The organism is Bradyrhizobium sp. IC4059 (genome assembly GCF_020193615.1).
GTDB lineage: Bacteria > Pseudomonadota > Alphaproteobacteria > Rhizobiales > Xanthobacteraceae > Bradyrhizobium > Bradyrhizobium yuanmingense.
This window is the reverse complement of the sequence record NZ_JADYVH010000008.1, coordinates 322,982-343,962: the sequence shown is the minus strand read 5'-3', so window position 1 is coordinate 343,962 and position 20,981 is coordinate 322,982. Positions and strand designations below refer to the sequence as shown.

Annotated in this window: 8 protein-coding genes, 1 tRNA gene and 1 pseudogene; 7 read left to right on the top strand and 3 right to left on the bottom strand. The window is 57.7% G+C overall.

What is annotated here, in order from left to right; all coding sequences use genetic code 11:
• The first annotated feature begins 309 nt into the window (after positions 1-309).
• Positions 310-386 (top strand) — tRNA-Met (locus I6F12_RS25560).
• Here the strand turns inward: I6F12_RS25560 and I6F12_RS25555 are convergent.
• Positions 343-1,998, bottom strand: a complete 1,656-nt coding sequence (locus I6F12_RS25555; RefSeq protein WP_225157507.1) for a recombinase family protein — start codon at positions 1,996-1,998, stop codon at positions 343-345. The two genes, I6F12_RS25560 and I6F12_RS25555, sit on opposite strands and share 44 nt — an antisense overlap.
• Positions 1,999-7,768: 5,770 nt before the next feature.
• Here I6F12_RS25555 and I6F12_RS25550 point away from each other — a divergent pair.
• From I6F12_RS25550 to I6F12_RS25535, 4 genes and pseudogenes are all read left to right on the top strand, one after another.
• A pseudogene (locus I6F12_RS25550) lies at positions 7,769-7,950 on the top strand (aspartate 1-decarboxylase); the annotation flags it as partial.
• A gap of 161 nt (positions 7,951-8,111) precedes the next feature.
• Entirely contained in the window at positions 8,112-8,984 is an 873-nt protein-coding gene (gene panB, locus I6F12_RS25545) for a 3-methyl-2-oxobutanoate hydroxymethyltransferase (protein ID WP_035999095.1), read from the top strand.
• A 13-nt stretch (positions 8,985-8,997) separates the two neighbouring features.
• Positions 8,998-9,849: a pantoate--beta-alanine ligase gene (gene panC, locus I6F12_RS25540; protein ID WP_035999098.1), complete on the top strand. Its 852-nt coding sequence runs from the start codon at positions 8,998-9,000 to the stop codon at positions 9,847-9,849.
• A gap of 704 nt (positions 9,850-10,553) precedes the next feature.
• Positions 10,554-13,655 (top strand): efflux RND transporter permease subunit, encoded by a 3,102-nt coding sequence (locus I6F12_RS25535; RefSeq protein WP_225157499.1) that lies wholly within the window; start codon positions 10,554-10,556, stop codon positions 13,653-13,655.
• A gap of 250 nt (positions 13,656-13,905) precedes the next feature.
• On the opposite strand, the gene I6F12_RS25530 is transcribed toward I6F12_RS25535, so the two are convergent.
• Both I6F12_RS25530 and gmd read right to left on the bottom strand, forming a co-directional pair.
• Complete coding sequence (locus I6F12_RS25530; RefSeq protein ID WP_050991968.1) at positions 13,906-14,952, bottom strand: GDP-L-fucose synthase; 1,047 nt, start codon at positions 14,950-14,952, stop codon at positions 13,906-13,908.
• Entirely contained in the window at positions 14,933-16,018 is a 1,086-nt protein-coding gene (gene gmd, locus I6F12_RS25525) for a GDP-mannose 4,6-dehydratase (RefSeq protein WP_035999104.1), read from the bottom strand. The genes I6F12_RS25530 and gmd overlap by 20 nt, the downstream gene beginning before the upstream one ends.
• 1,242 nt (positions 16,019-17,260) lie before the next feature.
• Here gmd and glmS point away from each other — a divergent pair.
• Both glmS and I6F12_RS25515 read left to right on the top strand, forming a co-directional pair.
• The gene (gene glmS, locus I6F12_RS25520) at positions 17,261-19,087 is read left to right on the top strand and encodes a glutamine--fructose-6-phosphate transaminase (isomerizing) (protein ID WP_035999107.1); all 1,827 of its coding nucleotides are present in this window, start codon (positions 17,261-17,263) and stop codon (positions 19,085-19,087) included.
• 611 nt (positions 19,088-19,698) lie between these two features.
• Positions 19,699-20,523, top strand: coding sequence for an Effector protein NopP (locus tag I6F12_RS25515; protein WP_225124683.1), 825 nt, complete (start codon positions 19,699-19,701; stop codon positions 20,521-20,523).
• Positions 20,524-20,981: the final 458 nt, after the last annotated feature.

The following is a 20,981-nucleotide window of genomic DNA, read 5'->3' as shown; positions in this document are numbered from 1 at the left end:
ACACCCCGGTGATCCCGCCCCCCGGCAGCCCCGGCGGCGACCCCAATGTGCGGCCGAAATAAGGGCGCTTCCCTTCGCCTCTCCCCGCTGGGGAGAGGCCGGAATCCGCGCAACGCGCGGATTCCGGGTGAGGGGGACACCATCCACGAGTCCGGCCCCGTAAAAAATCGCAAATTCTGGTGAGAAATCGGGCCGAAGCGGGCTTGTCGCGCCGAAGCTTTAGCGAAGGCGGATTGACTTACCCCCGCCCCCTTCCTTATATGCCGCGCGTTCGCGAGATCGGCCTCAAGTCGCCGCCGCGATCCCTGTGGCGGGGTAGCTCAGCTGGTTAGAGCACGGGAATCATAATCCTGGGGTCGGGGGTTCGAGTCCCTCCCCCGCTACCACCTTTCCCCACACTCCTTTGACTTGATTTGGATAGGCCTTTTCGCCAAGCAGGGCGTTTAGTCGGCCTGCTATCTCGACGGCTAAACCACCTGGGCGTTCCGGTTCGCGGAACACGGTGACCGTCTCGACCAAGTCTCTAATGGCTTCTGCGGCCTCTCCGTCGCCCGCACTGACACCTTTACCCAGTGCTTCTTCAAGCCGACCGAGTTGCTCCTCATATCGTTTGAGGATGGCCGGATGCAGCGCAATTTCGATCGGAGCGGGTGGTTCGCTTTGCAACTCCTCAGATATCCGCTTTCGTTCGGCATCTAAGGCAGTCGATCGCGGCCCGAGCACGGACGGATCGCCATGTCCCTTCGCGATCGCATCCACCAGTCGTTCGATTTCTCGACTCAACTGCCCTAGCTGCTGCTCAAGGCGGTGCCGCTTTGCCTGTGATGTAGCTAGGAGGCGCTTCCGCTCCTCCAGATACGTTCGTACGTATTCCGAAAAAACCTTCGGTGCACGCAGCTCGGCCCTGAGCCCGCTGAGGACTGCACTTTCGACCGCATCTAAATAAAAGGTCTTGGCATCAGAACATGTGCCGCTCTCTTTCGCCGCAGAGCAGCGAATACGAATGCGGCCTGACTTGTCGCGTCCATTAGTTGCCATACCCGAACCGCATGAGCCGCACCGGAGCAGTCCGGATAGCATCCGACGAGGCCGACGTTGGTGGCTGGGGTGGATGTGACCGCGCTCTTCCTTGCGTTGCTGAGCAGCCGTGAATAGCTCTGGATTGACAATTGCAAGATGCGGCACTTCAGCCACCTGCCAGTCACTCTTCGGATTTGGTCGTGACAGGCGTTTTCCCGAGTCGGGGTCCTTCACCATCCTGACTTTGTTCCAGACAAGGCGCCCCACATAAAGTTCGTTTAGCAGAATGCCGGCGCCCCTCTCATGATTGCCATTGATTGTTGACGCATTCCAGCCTCGCCCCCGCGGAGGTGATACCCCCTCGTTATTGAGATCATGCGCGATTTCCCGAGGCGTACGACCATCCACGTATTCCTGAAAGATGCGCCGGATCACTTGTGCCTCGGCCTCGACAACCACTCGTTCACCACTTCTTCCAGGTACCGCTGCGTATCCGTACGTCAGGCCCCCGCCAGCCAAACCTTGCTTAACCCGCCCCGCTTGGCCGCGACGCACTTTGTGCGCATTGTCCTCGCGATAAAGTTGTCCGACCAAGCCGCGAAGGCCCACCAGCACGGTGTTAGCGACGCCCTCGTGGACCGCCCGGATCTCGATCCCGAGAAATGACAGCCGCTTATGAATGCCAGCCAGATCTTCCATGTCGCGAGAGAGGCGATCGAGCGCTTCGACGATCACCACGTCAAAGGATCTCTCCCGCGCTTGGTCCAACATCTGTAGAAGGCCTTCGCGGCCCATGACAGACCCGCCCGAACGAGCCCGATCTTCATGGGTACTGACAACAATTAATCCTTCGCGCTCGGCATAGCTCTGACAAAGTGAAAGCTGATCCTCAATCGATCGCTCGTTCTGGAGATCGGTTGAGAATCGAGCATAGATCGTCGCTCTTTTCCCCGCTTCGCTCGATGAGCTGTCTTTCATGATCTTCCCTCGCGGCCACACGGGCAAGTACTCGCGCGAGGCGTAAGATCGCCTTGTCTGGTTTCGCCTGCAAGGAAAATTTGAGATCGGCTTCCCGCACGATCGAACCTCTAGGCAATCGCGCAGCTCAACGAGGTGCACGCACCTACGCTGGCGTCAGTCGACAAGACGACGTGGGGGGAACTGATCATCTCGAGCATCCTGCTCGGATGATGACTAAGTGCAACGGCCGCTATGAACTCGTCGTGCAATCGGATGCCTAGGCGAAGAAAAAGACAGGAGCGAACGGCTTTGCGTGAATGGAATTGATACTGCTGGGAAGCGCACAACCTCTCCATCTAGCGAATACCGAAGTGGAAACTCCGGGCCTCGCCAAAGGACTCTATTCCAGCTGTCGAATTCGCCAAGTTCGGCCTGATTGGAGCCCTTAGCTAGACCCTGAGCGAGGAGGCGGTGGATGGTTCAACCGTCCATAGGCAGGTCTACCCAGCGAGCGGAAATGGCCTTCGCCGTTCTCGCAAACATCAGACAGACTGCTATGGCTCGACTATGGCCTGGATATTGCGTCTTTTGACGAAATCGATGCCCCTTCGCTGGCGCACGACCCTCGTGCGCATGTTGCTGCGACTCCTGATGGCTAACGTCGTGTGACGGGGAGCCTACCCATCAAATCTGGCAGGTGCCATGTGGAACCGGTTTCGAAGATCCATTTAGAAAGACTCTCATACGGCATTGGCGCAACCGCAATAAGCATATGGCCAGGTACGATCGTCTGCCGAATTTTGTCTCAGATGAAGGACGCGCATACGTAGCGAATTCTGCGAAATGCCTTCAGGTTCTGACATTTCAATATTCCCGTGAGATGGCCGGTGTTTTCACGCGCGCTCCAATGATGCGGGAGTCGGGAATCAGATGCGTGGCTACGGTGCACAAGCCAGAAGCTCATAATTGCCCCCTCGCGATAAGCGGCTTCAGGATCGGGCGCGGGGGCAGGAGTGCACGGCACAACGCTGCAGTTTCTCCCTTGTAAGACAGCTCAACCTACCAAATCTGGCAGGTGCCTTGCGGGACGTCTCGACGATAAAAGGCAGGGCGCCCCGGGGCAGCCGCCCCAAGGGTGCGAGGCGGCAGCGTTGCAGTACCGCGACGCTGGCGAGCGAAGTTAGTGGCGCATGTGATAGGGACAGCGCTTTCCAAGGGCCTCTCCGACGAGCGCCGAGTCACACGTCATTTAACTCCGCTGGCAGCGCGGAGTTGGTAGTTTCAGAGCTTTGAACAGCGCGGAGGCCCGGCCCGCGCTGCCTCCCCTCTAGTTCTAGACCTTCTGGGCCTCGGAATACTTCGACACACTAACGGGTGAGCCATGCCCGATCCTGCTCGTCGATTGCTGTCAGCCAGAACCTTGAGATGCTTTCGCGAACTGCTGCATAAGCGGACGGACACGTTCCTTGGCAAGCGTCAGCATGAGTCGAGGCGGCTGCCCATGCCGAGCGCCGCTGAGATCGCTTTTCACCATGGACGGTTTCTCTGATCTCGATCAGCGACGTCTTTTGCGCCCTCTTAGATCCGATAGGTCATAGCTTCCTTGACCTCGCTTAAGCTGCAGAGGAGGCCGAATGCTGGTGCCGCCAAACGCCGCCCATTGCGGTTCGGCAGGCGACGGATCTTCTGCCGCGCGTACGAGATATCGCAGATGAGTCGAGATTTTTGGCGAGAGCGAAGAGGCAAACGCGCAAATCAGATAGTCTACCTGAGCATTGCGCAGCTACAAGGTCCTTTCCGATCGTCCTCGCCGAACAGATCATGGCAGGCCGCTCGACGAGGGCGGCAGCACTTCTCTTCCGCGCGTATTTTCGCAGCCGATCCCGCACATTCGCACTTTCCAATGTTGCGAGTTGTTCCGCCGTGTCTCGGCGAAGCAAAATGGTGGCATGCCGTTGACGAACCGGCAGACGCGAATTTCAAAGCTATGCTGAGCACAGATAACATCAACGCTGATGGCGTCGCAGCCTCACAGGTTGAGGCCGCGCGAATTCTCGGGATCCATCGAAGGATCCTGCGGGAATTCGGAGCCACGCGCTGACTGTACGCAAAGAGGCGCGACTGCATTGCGGCACGCATAGCCGCCATGGCGTTGCTCGTGTGGCTTCATTTTTGGGAACGGGAACCCGTTTGGTCGCTCGCGAGAGAAGGAATTGACCGATGCTTAGTGAAAGAAAGCATGCAGACGCTTGCGCCTCTCTATAAAAATCAAAGGCTCTGCCTGACATCGAGCTGTTCGCCGCGAACTTCATCGCGCAACTGCGCTCCATAAATAGCAGGAAGCCTGCCGAAGACGCTAGCCCGAGGGACAAACGCCTCGAAGCCAAGGCTCGCCGCCGCAAGCCGTGGTGGCCACACCTTGGTCTCTCGTAAAGCAAGGGGCGCGTAGGGGCGCTGGGCAACGAGAAGCTCGCCAGAATGGCGAACAGCGCCGGGAGCTATATCGGCCCGACAAAGGCCACGGTGTAGTGAGGGAGCTCCAGTGCTTGTACGCAGAGACGCTCTGGATAACGCGTTACGGAGCGGCCGATACCGCCGAACCCGGCGCGAAGCGTGCTGCCTTCATGCAAGGTGGTTCAACGTGGTGTGCTTGCCCATTTGCGCCGCCGTGCTGTGCATGACTACCAATGCTGGTAGGTCACCCGAGGCCGCTCTCTCGCTAAAGTCATTGTACCCTGAGGCGGCGGGCCTCACGGGAAAGCCGGGTGGGTTAGCCTTGTGATCCGCGAGGCTGACTAGCGTTCCGGCGAAGCGGATGCGGCAGATAGCGCATTTATCCACCTCCCCGGTGGACATCGGCGCCGAGTCGCATCCGCGCTGCTTTCTCTCGAACTCGCTAATTGCGTCTAGTTTTCGCGCCTTACTGGGAGATAGGCTGATCGAGCTCATTGAGCATTTTGACAGATCGGAACCCAATCGTCCTCCCCACGCGAACCCAGCGTGGAGCACGAGCCGGTAAGCGGCGCGACGTATTCAAATTCGAGAGCAACTGATGCGCAATCCGAATGGCCAATCCTGCATGGTCGAAGAGGCCACGAGCCAGGGGGCGTGAGGTCATACGGCCGATCAGTCATCAAACGTGCAGTGGATTGGCTGAGTGTCAATCCGGCGCGTAGTCCCAATGCGGGTGCCGCTGATCGCAAGCGCGCCGAATGACTGTTATCTGAGGCGTAAACGGCGATATCGCTGCCAACGGCAAGCGGCCCGCCCACATGGGTCGCCTTTCGTTCTGTAAATTGTGCAGGTCTGTCAGCTTTCGGTAAGCCAGCCCCGATAAAGAATCGTTGGGTTTAACGGGGGTGTGGCAGGGACAGCGCATGAGCTGAAGGACCACCATGTGCCGAGTCACGCTTCCGTTAAGCTCATTGCATTGCGGATGCGGCAGGATAGTGCCTCATGATGCCCCCAGGCGCCGAGCCGCGCCCGCAATGCTTCCAACTCGCGGGTTAGTTCTCCTTCTGCCGATTTTGCTCGTTCTGCAAGCAATCAGCTTCTTGCGCCGCTTGAAGCTCAGTTTGGAGCAGTTAGCTGGGTGGCAGCGAAAGCGCTGCCCCTATCTATGCATGGGGGAAAAGCGCTGATTCAAGTTCTGCTAAGTTCAACTGGCAGTGCGGGCGGGGTAGGGACAGCGTCTGCTCCAGCGCAACCAAGCGGCGCCGAGTCGCGCCCGCACTGCTTCCGATCAATCTTCGCCAACACTCAGGAAGGGAAAGGAGATTGCCTGGCTGAATCCGGTCCGCTGTTGTCTTGATGCAATTGTGTCCGCCATGTGTGGCGACGACGATGCCGACAGCGTCGTCGATTCTTCAATGCGGTGCTCCCTGTCGCGGCTTTCAAGGTCTAGGATAATCTTCTCAATGGACTGATTCTATCGCGCTTCGTCTGGACTTGCTCTGCCAACATTCCTTGCGCCTGTCATGTGCGTTGGCCTGTCATTGTGTTTTATGCACGGTTTTCTAGGAGCGCCCACGTGTCTGGTCATGCTGGTGTCTCCAATTGCTTCAAGCAAAGACCCAGCTTAGAGAGTCGCCGATGAGATGGGACCGACCTATTTTGATAGGTGCCGTTCGTTACTTCTCGAAGATATGACTAGGTCGCCCTTGGGAATTTGAGCCTCATGGGAGCAAAGGTGGCCAGCCCCAGTCTTTGTGACCGGGTTGGCCACCAGCGCTTGCGACACCATGCCCGTAGGGCAGCTACAGGGCAAAAATGCACATGTTCGAGCGGCATATCACGTCCCTGCGGTCGCAAGCGCTTGCGGTGCTTGTAGCCAATCAGGTCCGTGCCGCCGATCAGTCTCTGGGACTATCCGATCGCAAGCTCGCCACATTGAACATGGATGAAGTTCAGGCAATGCTAGCCATACTCGATTGCATAAAACCCGACCTGCGGCCGAAGGAAGCACGGCAGATCGCTGCGCGCATACGCGCGCTTTTAGAGGGGGCGCATGGGTGTCAGCCGGTTCGGGTAGCATGTCTGTGAGACCACTAGTGTGAGCTTTCGGTAAGCTGTCCAGCCTCTCGTGAACGAGGAAGCTGAAGTTGGCGAAGCTTTAGCCCGCTCGTGGAGGATCGATAGGCACCCATAAGGACGCGGCTCTGACGCCGAAAGATCGGGAAGCCATGGTGACGAGCGTGATCATAGTGGCCTCACAAAGGCCAACCCGCGCTGCAATTCAATATTTCGGCTAAAACCGTCGCCAAGTGGGTCAAGCGTTCCGCAAGGACAGGCGTCGATGGAGCGTGATCGCTCTACAAGGCTCTTTCAACGCCAAGCCAAACTCTGCCTGCCACATGCGCCGAACTCGGAGTGCCACGGCCGCGCCACGCCGATTGCGCAGCTTGACCCGGCCGAGCCGGTGCGGCGCTATGAACGTGAACGTCCGGGTGAGCTGACACATCGCTATCGACAAAGCTGGGCAAGTCCAACCGTGTAGACCATCGATCGATGGTGGCCGGACTCGAAAGAGCAGCCTGCGGGTACGCGGCGAAGAACCTGGCCGGGATTATGTCGACGTCTGAATCGAGGATGCCTCCCGAAATACCTTCAGCAAAGAGATGAAGAGCGAGCGGCAGGGCTGCGCCGCGGCCCTCCTCAAGGCGGGGACGCCACAAGCGTCGGCGTCAAGGTCAGCAGGTCATGACCGACAACGGACCCTGCTACGAACCTCTGCTTCCCGCAAAGCATGCGAACGCCTCGGCCTCGAGCAAATCGGCACCGAGCTCTATATTTTTCGGAAGAAATGCAAGCGGGGCGCAGGGGCTATTTCGCGATCGAGATCTGGTGCTGCGCTGGCTTGGAAACACGATCTTTGTCACGCCGCAGTATTGCGTCACCTCGGCGGACCTCAAGGAATTCTACACTGTACATCGTCGATCCAGCCGATGAGCTGCTCTAGAGCAGACCGGATCGGTCGCCGACGGCGGCAGCCGGTCGGCGAATCGGCGGAAGCCGACCCTCGCCCGCGTAACCAACAGACAACCCAAGAAAGTCTCCCGGCGATGATGGCGCAATCAAAAGGATTTTCATCCATCCGAGGGCCATTTTTGAGCCGTTGATTTCTTTTTCTCTTCCGCAAGTTGACAATTTTCTTCCGCGCTCCGTAGGAAGTACCGTGTGTGCGGAAGGCTGAACGTTCTTCAAATGAGAACAGTATACGCTGCGAAGCGTGTGACGGAGGCAATCTTCATTACCTCGGTTCCATCACCCCTCGATCCACCCCTATCTCGCAGCGGCCCTTCCGCCAATGAAGTTCGTGAACATCCGGAACAAGAACTCCGGGATGCGGATGTCGACCTATGTCATTCTCAGCGCAGGCGCTCGCGTTGCTGTGCTCTCAACGGCGCTGTTGCGCGGATCTGCCAATCCCGTGACCAACTCATTGTTTGCTGTTTGTCCTTCTTGGATGAGCACAAAGAAGAGGTTCACCTGCGTTTCGCAGCAACCAGTGATCGCCCGACATATTCGATCATTTCGAACGCTGTGGATAGCTATGACTTCGAAATCGTCGGCGAGTTAAGCGAAGTTCAAGCTTTGCCACATTCGCACCGCAAAATCGAACTGAGGTCCAAATGAGCCACGTTTCGGAGCAGCCGATCGATCGCATCACAATTCCCATGCTGCAGCGGTGGAAGCAGGACGGTCGGCGTCTCGTCATGACGACAGCCTACGACGCGGTTGCGGCGCGTATCGCGGATCCGTCCGTCGACATCATTCTCGTCGGCGACAGTGTGGGTAACGTTTGCCTTGGATTCGAAAATACGCTTCCAGTGAGCGTTGCGATGATGAACCATCATCTGGAAGCCGTGGTACGCAGCAAGCCTCGTGCTTTACTCGTCGCCGATATGCCATTTCTTAGCTTCCACGTCAGCGTCGAGGAAACCATACGCAACGCCGGCGGATTCCTGCAGCGAGGCGCAGCTGCGGTGAAACTCGAAGGCGGTGGCAAGAGAATCGAGATGGTACAGGCCCTCGTCGATTGCGAGATTCCTGTGATGGGTCATCTCGGTCTTATGCCCCAGAGCGTCAACGTCATGGGGGGCTTCAAAGTGCAGGGTCGGAAAGCGGATGAAGCGTTGCGTTTGCTCGATGACGCTCACCGTCTGCAGGAGGCCGGCTGTTTCGCTTTGGTATTGGAGGGCATTCCGGCCGAGCTTGCTGCTCGAGCAACCAAGTCCTTGACAATACCGACGATCGGGATCGGCGCCGGCCCGGACTGTTCAGGCCAGGTGCTCGTGTTTCACGACGTGCTGGGCCTCACTGGAGGTCATCGCCCCAAATTCGTTCGCGCCTATGCAGAAGGCTTTCAGCAGTTGCATGATGCGCTTTCGCGCTGGGCCGCGGATGTCCGCGGTGGTGCATTCCCGGGACCGCAAGAGTCCTATAGGCTTCCCGAAGGCGTCGAAGAAGCAATTACCAACTGGGCGCCGTTCAACCCAACTTGATATAGAGCTCTACATGCAAACAATCACGAGGGTCGCTGAACTTCGCCGTACTCTCGCAAAATCCCGCGGTGCCGATCAACGGGTCGGATTGGTGCCGACAATGGGCTATCTCCACGATGGCCACATGGCGCTGATCGCGGCGAGCCAGGCGCAATGCGACGTCACCGTCGTCAGCATCTTCGTCAACCCCACTCAGTTCGGACCAAACGAGGATCTCAGTAGCTATCCGCGCGACTTTTTACGTGATGAGGGACTGTGCCGTGATGGCGGTGTTGCGATCCTCTTCGCGCCGGAGACACAGGAGGTCTATACGAGCCATTTCGAAACCTTCGTTGAACCGGGCGACCTCGCCAAACCCCTGTGCGGAGTCTTCAGGCCTGGGCATTTTCGCGGTGTCGCGACCGTCGTATGCAAGTTGTTCAACATGGTGCAGCCCGATGTCGCGTTTTTTGGGCAGAAGGATTTTCAGCAATGCGCAGTCGTGCGTCGCATGGTAATTGATCTCAATCTCCCGATCGAGATGGTCACTGTACCAACCGTTCGCGAACAGGATGGGCTCGCAATGAGCAGTCGCAACCGCTATCTGAGCAAAGAAGAGCGTCAGCGGGCCCTTGCGATCAATCGTGGACTATCCGCAGCGCTCGACGAATTTCGCTCGGGAGAGCGCAACGTAGAAAAGCTGATTGCGGTCGCCAAGCGGCATTTAGAGGCAGTTGACAGACTGCAGTATCTTGAACTTGTCGACAGTGACACGCTCAAAACCGCCGATAGTCCACTGCGGCGCCCCGCGGCGCTTTGTGCGGCAGCCTACGTTGGCTCAACGCGGCTGATCGACAACGTCCTACTGGGGTTGCGAACTCGGTAGCGCAATGCGTGGCTAAACCGTGCGCAGCATATTGAGCAGCAAGAAATGCTCAAAGCACCTCCGAAGGGCGCGTCGAGCTGGTGGCGAAGGGCCGACTCCAAGGCGACCTTGTTCAGCGACTTAGCGAAGCGATAAGTCGCGGGTGCGTACGGAATATTGTGGGACCTAAAAGTTTGTGTCCGGCAACATCACGAGATTTGCTCTACGGCGGTCATCGATCAATTCGACAAACCTTGGTATAGTGCTTTACAGCCCAGGCTATATCACCCATTTACCTTTGTAGAGTTGAGCACCCGTCACGTCGTCTGTACTTTCGACGTCGAACCTCGATCATTTGGTTTGCGGGTCAGTGCGAAGCCTGAGCTGCTGCCTTGCTATAATTCGTTGAGTTCCGATCAGGTGTTGCGACGAACATCTAGAGTTCGGACCTTCGGCCGATTGCACTTAAGAAGACAGAGGCTTTATAGCAGGTGCCCATCATCGAGACGGGGATCAGCCATCAGAGCAGCGGAGCAACATTCACTCGAGTGACGAACATGGAAGAGAAGGATAGGGCGTCCGCATCCGCGAGCACGTGAGCTCTTAGAGTAGCCGATGGCGCGTCCCTCATACCGGAGGCTCTAGCACAGCCGCAGCATCGGTGATCATTGCCGCTTTATAAGTTGCGGCGAATTTGCATCCCACTCTTGAAAACATAGGTCGATATGGCATTTACCGAGCTTTTCATCAAACGTCCGGTATTGTCTATCGTCGTCAGTTCTTTGATTTTGCTGATCGGCTTGCGCGCGGCCACCGTACTGCCGATCCGGCAATATCCCAAGCTATCTAATACGGTTGTCAATATCACGACTTCCTATCCTGGCGCTTCCGCCGACATGATCCAGGGGTTCATCACCTCTCCCCTGGAGCAGGCAGTCGCGTCCGCCGAGGGCGTTGACTACATTAGTTCCTCGTCTGTGCTTGGTACTTCGACCATCAAAGTCTACATTAAGCTCAATTTCGATCCCAACGAAGCGCTCACGGAGGTGCTCTCCAAGGTCAACTCAGTCAAATACCTGATCCCGAAGGAATCAAACGATCCAGTCGTCACGAGGTCGACGGGTCAGAAGACTGCTGTCATGTACATCGCCTTCTCCAGCGAGGAACTGGCGGCAAGTGCGATCTCCGACTATCTCTCACGCGTCGTGCAACCGGTTATCTCGACGGTCGACGGCGTTGCAGCGGCAGACATTCTGGGCGGCCAGAGTTTTGCGATGCGGCTATGGCTCGATACTGCGAAAATGGCTGGGCACGGCGTGTCGCCGGCTGAGGTTTCGGCTGCAATCGCCGCCAACAACTTCCAGGCCGCGGCGGGCCAGACCAAGGGCTATTTCACTATCTCCGATGTCACGGCAAATACGGATCTGCGGAGTGTCGAAGATTTCAAGCGCATGATCGTGAAGGCCAATGACGGTGGCTTTGTGCGCATGGAGGACATTGCGGTAGTGGAGCTTGCCGCGCAGACTACTGACATTAGTGTCGCGATGAACGGCGAGCACGCGGTCTTTGTCGGCGTGCAGGCGAGCCCGCAAGGCAATCCTCTAAACATAGCGCGAGGCGTTCGAGGGCTGTTTCCAGAAATCGAGCGTAACCTGCCGCCTTCACTGAGGATGAAAGTAGCCTACGACTCCACCAAATTTATTCAATCATCGATCGATGAAGTTGAGAAGACGCTCATTGAGGCCGTCGTGGTCGTTGTGGTCGTGATCTTCCTGTTCCTGGCCTCGCTGCGCTCGGTCATCATTCCTGTCGTCACTATTCCGTTGTCGCTCGTTGGTGTCTGCAGCATGATGCTGGTGCTGGGGTTTTCATTCAATCTCTTGACCCTCCTTGCAATGGTTCTGGCTATCGGTCTCGTGGTCGACGACGCGATAGTGGTGGTGGAGAACATTCACCGCCATTTAGAAGAAGGTGCGACGCCCCTAAAGGCTGCCACAGCGGGCGCGCGCGAGATCGTCGGCCCCGTTGTCTCCATGACGATTACTTTGGCTGCGGTATATGCCCCAATCGGATTTCTGGGCGGGCTCACCGGTGCGCTGTTCCGCGAGTTCGCGTTTACGCTAGCGGGAGCGGTGATCGTTTCGGGCGTGATCGCTTTGACGCTATCGCCGATGATGTGCTCGCTCCTCCTGAAGAGCGCCGAGGGGGGACGGTTTGCAAGATTTGTGAACCGTGGGTTCGGCGCCATGACACAGTGGTACGGCCGCAAGCTCGATCGCTCGCTTGACTATCGACCGGTTACGGGGCTGTTTGCGGTAACCATGCTGGGCCTCGTCGGCTTTCTCTATATGCACACTTCCAAAGAACTCGCCCCCGAGGAGGATCAAGGGATCGTATTCGCTTTAATGAAGGCGCCGAAATACGCAAATATCGACTACCTCGACTATTACGGCAACAAGCTCGAAAACGCGTTACAGAAATTTCCAGAGACTGACTTGAGCTTCGTGCTCAATGGCGTTAGCGGCCAGCAGAGTGGCCTGGCGGGCATGTTGCTCAAGCCGTGGGACGACCGCACGCGATCATCGATTGTACTAAAGTCCCTTGTCCAGGCCGAGCTGTCAAAAATCGAAGGCATCAACGCGTTTGCCTTTAGCTTGCCTCCGCTTCCGGGCGGTTCGGACGGGCTACCAGTGCAGATGGTGATCAATTCGACCCTTGGCTTCCAATCCATCTACGAGCAGATGTCAAAGCTGAAGGATGCCGCGCGAAAGAGCGGGCTGTTCATGGTGAGCGACTCCGACCTCGAGTTCAACCAGCCGGTGGTACGAATCAAGGTTGATCGATCCAAGGCTAACGAGCTTGGCATCACCATGCAGACTATCGGCAATGCGCTTGCCACCTTACTTGGGGGAAACTACGTCAACCGCTTCAATTTGCAGGGCCGCTCTTACCAGGTGATCCCGCAGGTTCCCCGAGGGGAACGCCTGGTGCCGCAAGCAATCGGGAGTTATTACGTAAAGACCGCGACAGGCTCAATGCTTCCGTTGTCTACCGTAGTCTCCATCGAGACCGCCACCGATCCGAACGCGCTCACCCACTACAATCAGCTCAACTGCGCGACTTTTCAGGCAGTGCCGATGCCCGGCGTCACGATCGAACAGGCTGTGGATTTCCTGGAAGCCGAGGCGAAGAAACTGCCCGCAGGCTTCAGCCACGACTTCCTGGCCGACGCGCGCCAGTATGTGCAAGAGGGTAATCAACTGGCCATTACATTTGCATTTGCACTCATCATCATATTCTTGGTGCTTTCGGCGCAGTTCGAAAGTCTGCGCGATCCGCTCATCATCATGATCAGCGTGCCGATGGCAATGGTCGGCGCGTTGATTCCGCCATTCTTTGGCTGGGTGACCATGAACATCTACACCCAGGTTGGACTGTTGACACTTGTCGGGTTGATTTCTAAGCACGGCATCCTAATGGTTGAGTTCGCCAATGAGCTGCAGCTCAAGGAGAGAGTTGACCGTCGCTCGGCTATAGAGATGGCGGCGCGGGTCCGATTGCGCCCAATATTGATGACCACGGCGGCGATGGTCACGGGCTTCATGCCCTTGTTGACTGCAACGGGAGCTGGCTCGGCGAGCCGCTTCTCGATCGGGCTCGTCCTCGCCGCCGGCATGTCTGTTGGCACTCTGATCACGCTATTCGTGCTTCCTGCGCTCTATGTCGCGATCGCGTCCGATCACCGTGACGACGCGAGCGCCGACTGCGCGAACCTCGCCAAGCTCGACCTCACCGGCGCTGCTCACGCCGAGATGGCCAGGCAATGACCCATCAAATCAATCTGGGTTTGCTCCGTGTGGCGCGCGAAGGAGCCTAGGACCGTTTTACGTTTCCTGGGACATCGAGATCTTCGGGAGCAGGGCGCCTCATCTGCTCGGCGAAGAACACTTCGGTGGTCCGCTGCTGGCTGCTCAGGCGTAACGGCGCCGGTTATTCACGGCTTCGGAACCAAGCTCGACGTCGCGGAGGAGGCAAAAGACAATTGGTGCTCTCTTGATAAAAAGGTGGACCTACCAATCATCGCGAATGGCTCGGCCTGCCATTCGGATCGTTGGTGGGGTTGCTCTGATCCGTGATGCAGGCTTCCTTTTCGTGAACAAGCCGATCACACTTGTGCCGTTGATCGCTCTCAGCGCGAAACGCGCGGTATGCCAGCTGAATGCCCTCCTTGAGCGAGGTGGTGGCGCGCCAGCCGAGCCCGGACAGCCGACTGACATCGAGCAGCTTGCGCGGCGTTCCGTCTGGGCGCGACGTGTCGAAGCTGATCTCACCGCGAAAGCCGACGGCGGCCGCAACCATGAGTGATAACTCGGCGATGCTGATGTCCTCGCCGGTGCCGATATTGACCGGTTCTGGCGAGGAATAGGTCTTCATCAAATGGATGCAGGCGTCAGCGAGATCGTCGACGTAGAGAAATTCGCGGCGCGGCTTGCCGGTACCCCACACCACGACGTTGCTGCCGCCCGCAATCTTGGCCTCGTGGAAGCGGCGGATCAGCGCGGCCATGACGTGGCTGTATTCCGGGTGATAATTGTCGCCGGGGCCGTATAGATTGGTCGGCATCACGCTGATGAAATCGGCGCCGTACTGGCTGCGATAGGCCTCGGCCAACTTGATGCCCGCGATCTTGGCGATGGCATAGGGCTCGTTGGTCGGCTCCAGCGGGCCGGTCAGCATCGAATCCTCTCGCAGCGGCTGCGGCGCCAGGCGTGGATAGATGCAGGAGGAGCCGAAGAACATCAGCTTCTCGCATCTGTTGGCATGGGCCGCCTGGATCACGTTGCTCGATATTGCGAGGTTGTCGTGGAGAAACTCGGCGCGCAGCGTGTTGTTTGCGACGATGCCGCCGACCTTGGCAGCGGCGAGGAACACGGCCTGCGGCCTCTTCGCTGCAAACCAGGCAGTCACCGCGGCCTGGTCACGCAGGTCAACCTCGCTTCGCGACACCGTCAAGAGATCGACCTGCTCGCGTGCGAGCCGGCGCATCAGCGCCGAGCCGACCATGCCGCGATGGCCGCCGACGAAAACCGTCTTGCCTTTCAGCTCAAAAGCCGCGCTTGCCATTTGCTGCGTCCTGTCTGGCTTGGACGAGATCGCTGGCGACCATTTCCTTCACCATTTGCGAGAACGACGTTTTCGGCGTCCAGCCGAGTTTCGCGCGCGCCTTGCTGGCGTCCCCGATCAGGAGATCGACCTCGGTCGGACGGAAATAGGTCGGATCGACCTGTACCAGGGTCTTGCCAGAAGCCTTATCGACGCCGATCTCCTCGGCGCCCTTGCCCCGCCATTCGATTCTGCGCCCGACCTCGGCAAACGCTAGCTCGACGAACTCGCGGACGGACCGCGTCTGGCCGGTCGCAAGCACGAAGTCTCCGGGTTCGTCGACCTGCAGGACCCTGTGCATGCCTTCGACGTAGTCGCCGGCATGGCCCCAGTCGCGCTTGGCGTCGAGATTTCCCAGATAGAGCTTGTTCTCGAGGCCGACCTCGATGCCGGCGACGGCGCGGGTGATCTTGCGGGTCACGAAAGTCTCGCCGCGGATCGGACTCTCGTGGTTGAACAGGATGCCGTTGCTCGCGAACATACCGTACGCCTCACGGTAGTTCACCGTGATCCAGTAGCCATAGAGCTTGGCGACGCCATAGGGCGAACGCGGGTAAAATGGCGTGGTTTCCTTCTGCGGCACCTCTTGCACGAGGCCGTAAAGCTCGGAGGTCGAGGCTTGGTAGAAGCGCGTCTCCTTTTCCATGCCGAGGATGCGGATAGCTTCCAACAGGCGCAGCACACCGATCGCGTCGGCATTGGCGGTGTATTCCGGGCTCTCGAAACTGACCTGGACGTGGCTCTGTGCGGCCAGGTTATAGATCTCGGTCGGCCGAATTTGCTGCACGAGCCGGATCAGGTTGGACGAATCCGTCATGTCCCCATAGTGCATTAGGAATGGCACATCACCGGCGTGCCGGTCCTTGTAGAGATGATCGACGCGCGCTGTGTTGAAGGAGGACGACCGGCGCTTGATCCCATGCACGGTGTAGCCGAGACCGAGCAAATGCTGGGCGAGATATGCGCCATCCTGCCCGGTGACGCCGGTGATCAGCGCAACGCGCCGTTTAGAATTGTGAGCCACCATGATCTCGCTTAGTTGCGACGGAAAGAGTTCGCTCTGAGAACCATTGCGAAGCCGCTTCCCGAAAATTCGAGATGCGCACGCGCGCTCCACCGTCAACTCAAGGAGCGCGATCGTTAGCCCCTGTCATACACATCGCGTAGGAATACACACCATATACATTGATTTATAAGTGGACTGTTTTATGCCAACACATCGATCTTCAGAGATGAAAGTCAGGCGACGTCGCAACGGCGATGATCCGAGGCAGGTGAGATGAATTGTAAGCGCCGGTACGCCCGCCCGGGCGCGCTTGCCGCCTGCCTATGTCGCCAACGAGACAGATGCCGTCCATCTGTGAGCCTCATCGATCCTGACGAGCATGTATGGATCCGCGCGCTCTCATCGGGGCGCAGAGGAGCGGCGGGGTTGCGGCTTCCGAATAGAAGAACCCGTCTTATCGTCGGCATAAAATTATAATCCACGCCGTTCCCTAATAGCTGGTTTGCAGTAGGCGATGCACAGCCGATGCAAGACAAAGGGACTGGCAAACGTTGGTATAGACCGTCGAACGTTTCGATATCGAAAGTTTACGTTAGTACAATGGAGCTTCGACGCCGATCTTTTAATCTTCACCGAACGTAAGTTGCCTCAGTCCGAGTATGACAAGTCTCTTAAAGCCCGCGCCGGAAATTTGTTCCCGGGAGAACTGGACAATTCAAGCTAGAGCTGCTGCGCAGGTATATCACCAGCAGACCATGTAGAGGATGTGGGCAGCGTTCTTTTTTCTGCCTGAAATGGAGAGAAGCCGAGACGAAACGTGACCCCCATCGAGGAGTCGATCCTGAGCATCGACGCAGTTGTTGCCGCATCAACTTCATCCGGTAGGCCAGTATCGCTGCTCATTTCTTTTTGGAGACTTAGAAGTGAGAGTCGTGAGGTGGCTCATCAGTAAGGGTGAGGCTGTTTGTGCCAAGCTGGACGTCGCCGTGCAGGCGCTACTGCACGTTTGGCTCTCGTCCAGGCGGTCACGGCGTTGGCGATCCCGTCGCAGCGTCATTCGACTAGCTAGCTAAAGGGTGGAATGAAGCCGACGAACAATGATGGCTGAAAGAGATCTAAATCACGCGGGCGAACGGGGATGCGATAAAGACGGCCGCGGAAGATTCCGAACTTGAAGCCCGTTGTTATCGGGCAAGCGAGTTCTATCACGGGGCTCCTATAGCGCGGACGCCGGACTCCTCGAACTTGGGCTGCATGGATAATATGTGTGGAATTATTGGCATTTTGGGACGTGGTCCGGTCGTTGGGCAGTTGGTCGCGTCGCTCAGGCGACTGGAATATCGAGGCTACGACTCAGCGGGTCTCGCGACTCTCGAAGGTCTCCGTATCGAGCGCCGCCGCGCTCAAGGTAAGCTGAGAAACCTTGAGGAGCAGTTGAGCTACAGTCCCCCTGCAGGTCAAAGCGGCATCGGTCACACCCGCTGGGCGACTCATGGAAAGCCGACCGAGAGCAATGCTCATCCGCATGCGACGGATAATGTCGCGGTCGTGCATAACGGGATCATTGAGAATTTCCGCGAGCTGCGAGCGGAGCTGGAACGAAATGGAGCCGAGTTTTACTCAGAGACGGACACCGAAGTTGTGGTGCATCTCGTCGAATTCTACCTCAAAAATGGCTACTCACCGCAGGATGCGGTGCAGGCGTCGTTGCCGCGCTTGCGCGGTGCCTTCGCGTTGGCATTCCTTTTCAAGGGGCACGACGACCTTTTGATCGGTGCGTGCAAAGGGTCGCCCCTTGCGATCGGACATGGTAACGGTGAAGTGTACTTAGGATCTGATGCGCTCGCGCTCGCGCCTTTGACCGATACCATTACTTATCTTGAGGACGGTGACTGGGCCGTGCTTACACGCGCGACGTGCGTGATCTATGGTACAGACGGCTCTGTCGTCCCACGAGAAACATCAAAGTCTGATGTATCGTCTCTCCTTGCGGACAAGGCGAATTATCGCCACTTCATGGCTAAGGAAATTCACGAGCAGCCGACAGTTGTCGGCAAGACATTGGCGCATTATCTCGATGTGGCGGCCAAACGGGTAGCGCTGCCGGTCGCGTTGCCGTTCGACTTCAATTCCATTGAGCGCATTTCAATTACTGCGTGCGGCACGGCAAGCTACGCTGGCCACATCGCGAAATACTGGTTCGAGCGGCTGGCGCGTTTGTCTGTCGAGATAGATGTAGCCTCTGAGTTCCGCTACCGGGAGGCGCCTCTGCGCCGGGGCGATCTCGCGATCGTCATCTCGCAATCGGGCGAGACGGCCGACACACTAGCTGCGTTGCGATACGCCAAGGGCCAGGGCCTGCACACGATATCTGTCGTTAATGTCCCGACGTCGACGATTGCGCGCGAGAGCGAATCCGTTCTGCCGACGCTGGCGGGGGCAGAAATCGGCGTCGCTTCCACCAAGGCATTCCTCTGCCAGCTGATGGTACTGGCGGTGCTTGCCATCGCAGCAGGGAGAGAGCGAGGCAAGCTGTCTGAAATCGATGAATCGAAGCTCGTGCAAGAGCTCATCGAGATGCCGCGGTTGATTGCTGCGGCCTTGTTGGTCGAGCCGCAGATTGAGAAGCTCGCGCGCTATATCGCCGCCGCTAGGGCCGCACTCTACCTCGGTCGTGGCACATCGGCGCCTCTGGCGTTGGAGGGCGCGCTCAAGCTGAAGGAAATTTCCTATATCCACTCAGAAGGTTATGCCGCCGGCGAGCTCAAGCACGGGCCGATCGCACTCGTCGATGAGGCTATGCCTGTGGTGGTGATCGCACCTTACGACGGCGTTTTCGAGAAGACCATTTCGAACATGCAAGAAGTGGCGGCTCGGGGCGGCAAGATCATCCTGATCACCGATGCGAAGGGCGCTTCGGAAGCGACGGTGGACACGCTCGTGACCATCGTTCTGCCGACAATGGTCGCAAGCTTTACGCCGATGGTCTATGCCATTCCGGTCCAGCTCTTGGCTTACCATACCGGCGTCGTAAGCGGCGCGGACGTCGATCAGCCGCGTAATCTCGCAAAATCGGTCACTGTGGAATGAGGCTGCAGTGTTGGTATCGAGATGGATCTCGACGAGTTCCCAATCCGAAGTCGCTGGTAGCCGCCGTGCGGTCGTGCAACCTCAACCGATACTACCGTCAGCCCGCCTTGGTGTAGTAGGATTGGTCACCCTAGCGGCGGCGCGGGATGCCTCTGGGCTTGCAATGTGCTGGCGAAGCCGTTCAGGAGGCATTGCAATCCGCCACAGGATGCCAAGAGTTCCAGGCTTGTTGGCCTAATGATGCTCCAAGCCGTATGCTGGGATTGAACGGTCGCGATGCAGTCGTCATGAAGCACGCGCTCTACAATGCCGTTCTGCATAGTATCGCGATCTATGGGAAGGATCTGATTGGCGTCCGCAGGTGAATGGTCAATCGACCGTTCCCAACGGAGGCGGATCCTCGCACTGCTCGCTTCTCATCCGACCTAGTGAATGGCAATGGGCGAGCGCGCCGCCGTTCCATTAGAAGCAGGTCCTGTGTCCGCTAACGTGAGGGCGGCCAGCAGCATCACGTCAGGTTTTGGTAAGCCCGAGTCCCTATCTGCGCCGCATGGCCTAGCAAGCCTGAACTAGACGTGGAAACTGCATGTCTGACCGGAGTACCAATTGCCATGTATAATCGGATCAATGGCTCGTCCTATTTCACATCCTCTCCCCTTGACGAGGCTGATGAGCAAAACGACGCAGACACTTTCGCGGATGCGTTTCGGCAACTGCGCTTAGCCCCGCCAAACTCCAGCGGCACTTCGTCTTCGGCAGCACGGCCCTATTGGCTTGATTCAAGCCCGCCTGTCGTAGAGATCGATAAGAGGTCGTTCAGAAAAGCAGCAGAGGGCTATCACAGCGACGAAATCAGGAAAATCGCCGATAACCCACAAGAATATTCGGACTTCGTCTCTCAGAAAGCGGCGCGAACTGCAGAGGTTGCTGAGGAGTATGGAACAACTCAAGATTCTGTAAATGCGCGATACTTCAGCTATCAATTAGGAAACAAGAGTGTCGGTCTTCTTCGAATGGAAGGGGGCGACAGCATGACGAATTTCGACGTGGAAAAGTGGCAGGAGCTGTTTCCCGGGCGACCTGGGACGACCGGAACTGTAGATCTCCAGGTCGTTCATCCGCTTGTCGAGAACGCCGGCGATATTCTGCTCGAGCATCAACTTGGAATGGCCGGTGAACGGCCACTGCTGAATTTGCGTCCGGCTAATCCGGAGGCAAGAGCCCGTGCTGCAAAGATGGGGTTCGTTGAGGTTGACGCCGATAACATGGTTCTCGACCCAGTGAAGTCAGACAAGTGGGTGAGGAATGGCGACGGCAAGTGGCAGCGAGAAGGCACCGCTTCGCGGTATCTTCGCAAAGCTGACGACAGCCAAGACCGTAAAGTCGAGATGCCAGCGAGTGCTTCAACATACGATTATGAGGATGATTTCATGTGACCATGGAATTACCGGCATTTGGCCTCGTGGAAGAAATCGATCTAGCCTGCTCCGCACTTCTCTGCGGCGGCGTCGGCGTTTAGCTCAGAGTTCCTCGTTTGACTCAGAATGCTCTCTCCTCAGTTCTCCTTTGGCTTAGCAGTTGCTGATTGTCGCGCCTGGGAAGTAGGGCTTCTTGTACAAGCCTATTGCTGAGAATGCTCGCCTGCGGCGACGACCTGTTGTGACCCCGGGGCCGGCCGAGGGGCCGGCACGTGTGGCGCCAGCACGTTGGACGGCTGGGACCACAACTCTTCCGCAGATGAAGCTTGCGAAGAAATAATGGCGTGGGCGCCTGACGATAGTCAGTCGCAACAATGTACAGCGAAGCGGCCGCCCAACGGACAAGCCGGGCCCCGCAAGCGTCAACGGACGTAACGATGCGGTGAGCACGAGCATAGTGCAGAACGCTCTCACCA

Bases quoted from the DNA above. Each gene is read 5' to 3' on its own strand.
- I6F12_RS25555 (WP_225157507.1), bottom strand. From the start codon at position 1,998: ATGAAAGACAGCTCATCGAGCGAAGCGGGGAAAAGAGCGACGATCTAT.
- panB (WP_035999095.1), top strand. From the start codon at position 8,112: ATGAGCCACGTTTCGGAGCAGCCGATCGATCGCATCACAATTCCCATG.
- panC (WP_035999098.1), top strand. From the start codon at position 8,998: ATGCAAACAATCACGAGGGTCGCTGAACTTCGCCGTACTCTCGCAAAA.
- I6F12_RS25535 (WP_225157499.1), top strand. From the start codon at position 10,554: ATGGCATTTACCGAGCTTTTCATCAAACGTCCGGTATTGTCTATCGTC.
- I6F12_RS25530 (WP_050991968.1), bottom strand. From the start codon at position 14,952: ATGGCAAGCGCGGCTTTTGAGCTGAAAGGCAAGACGGTTTTCGTCGGC.
- gmd (WP_035999104.1), bottom strand. From the start codon at position 16,018: ATGGTGGCTCACAATTCTAAACGGCGCGTTGCGCTGATCACCGGCGTC.
- glmS (WP_035999107.1), top strand. From the start codon at position 17,261: ATGTGTGGAATTATTGGCATTTTGGGACGTGGTCCGGTCGTTGGGCAG.
- I6F12_RS25515 (WP_225124683.1), top strand. From the start codon at position 19,699: ATGTATAATCGGATCAATGGCTCGTCCTATTTCACATCCTCTCCCCTT.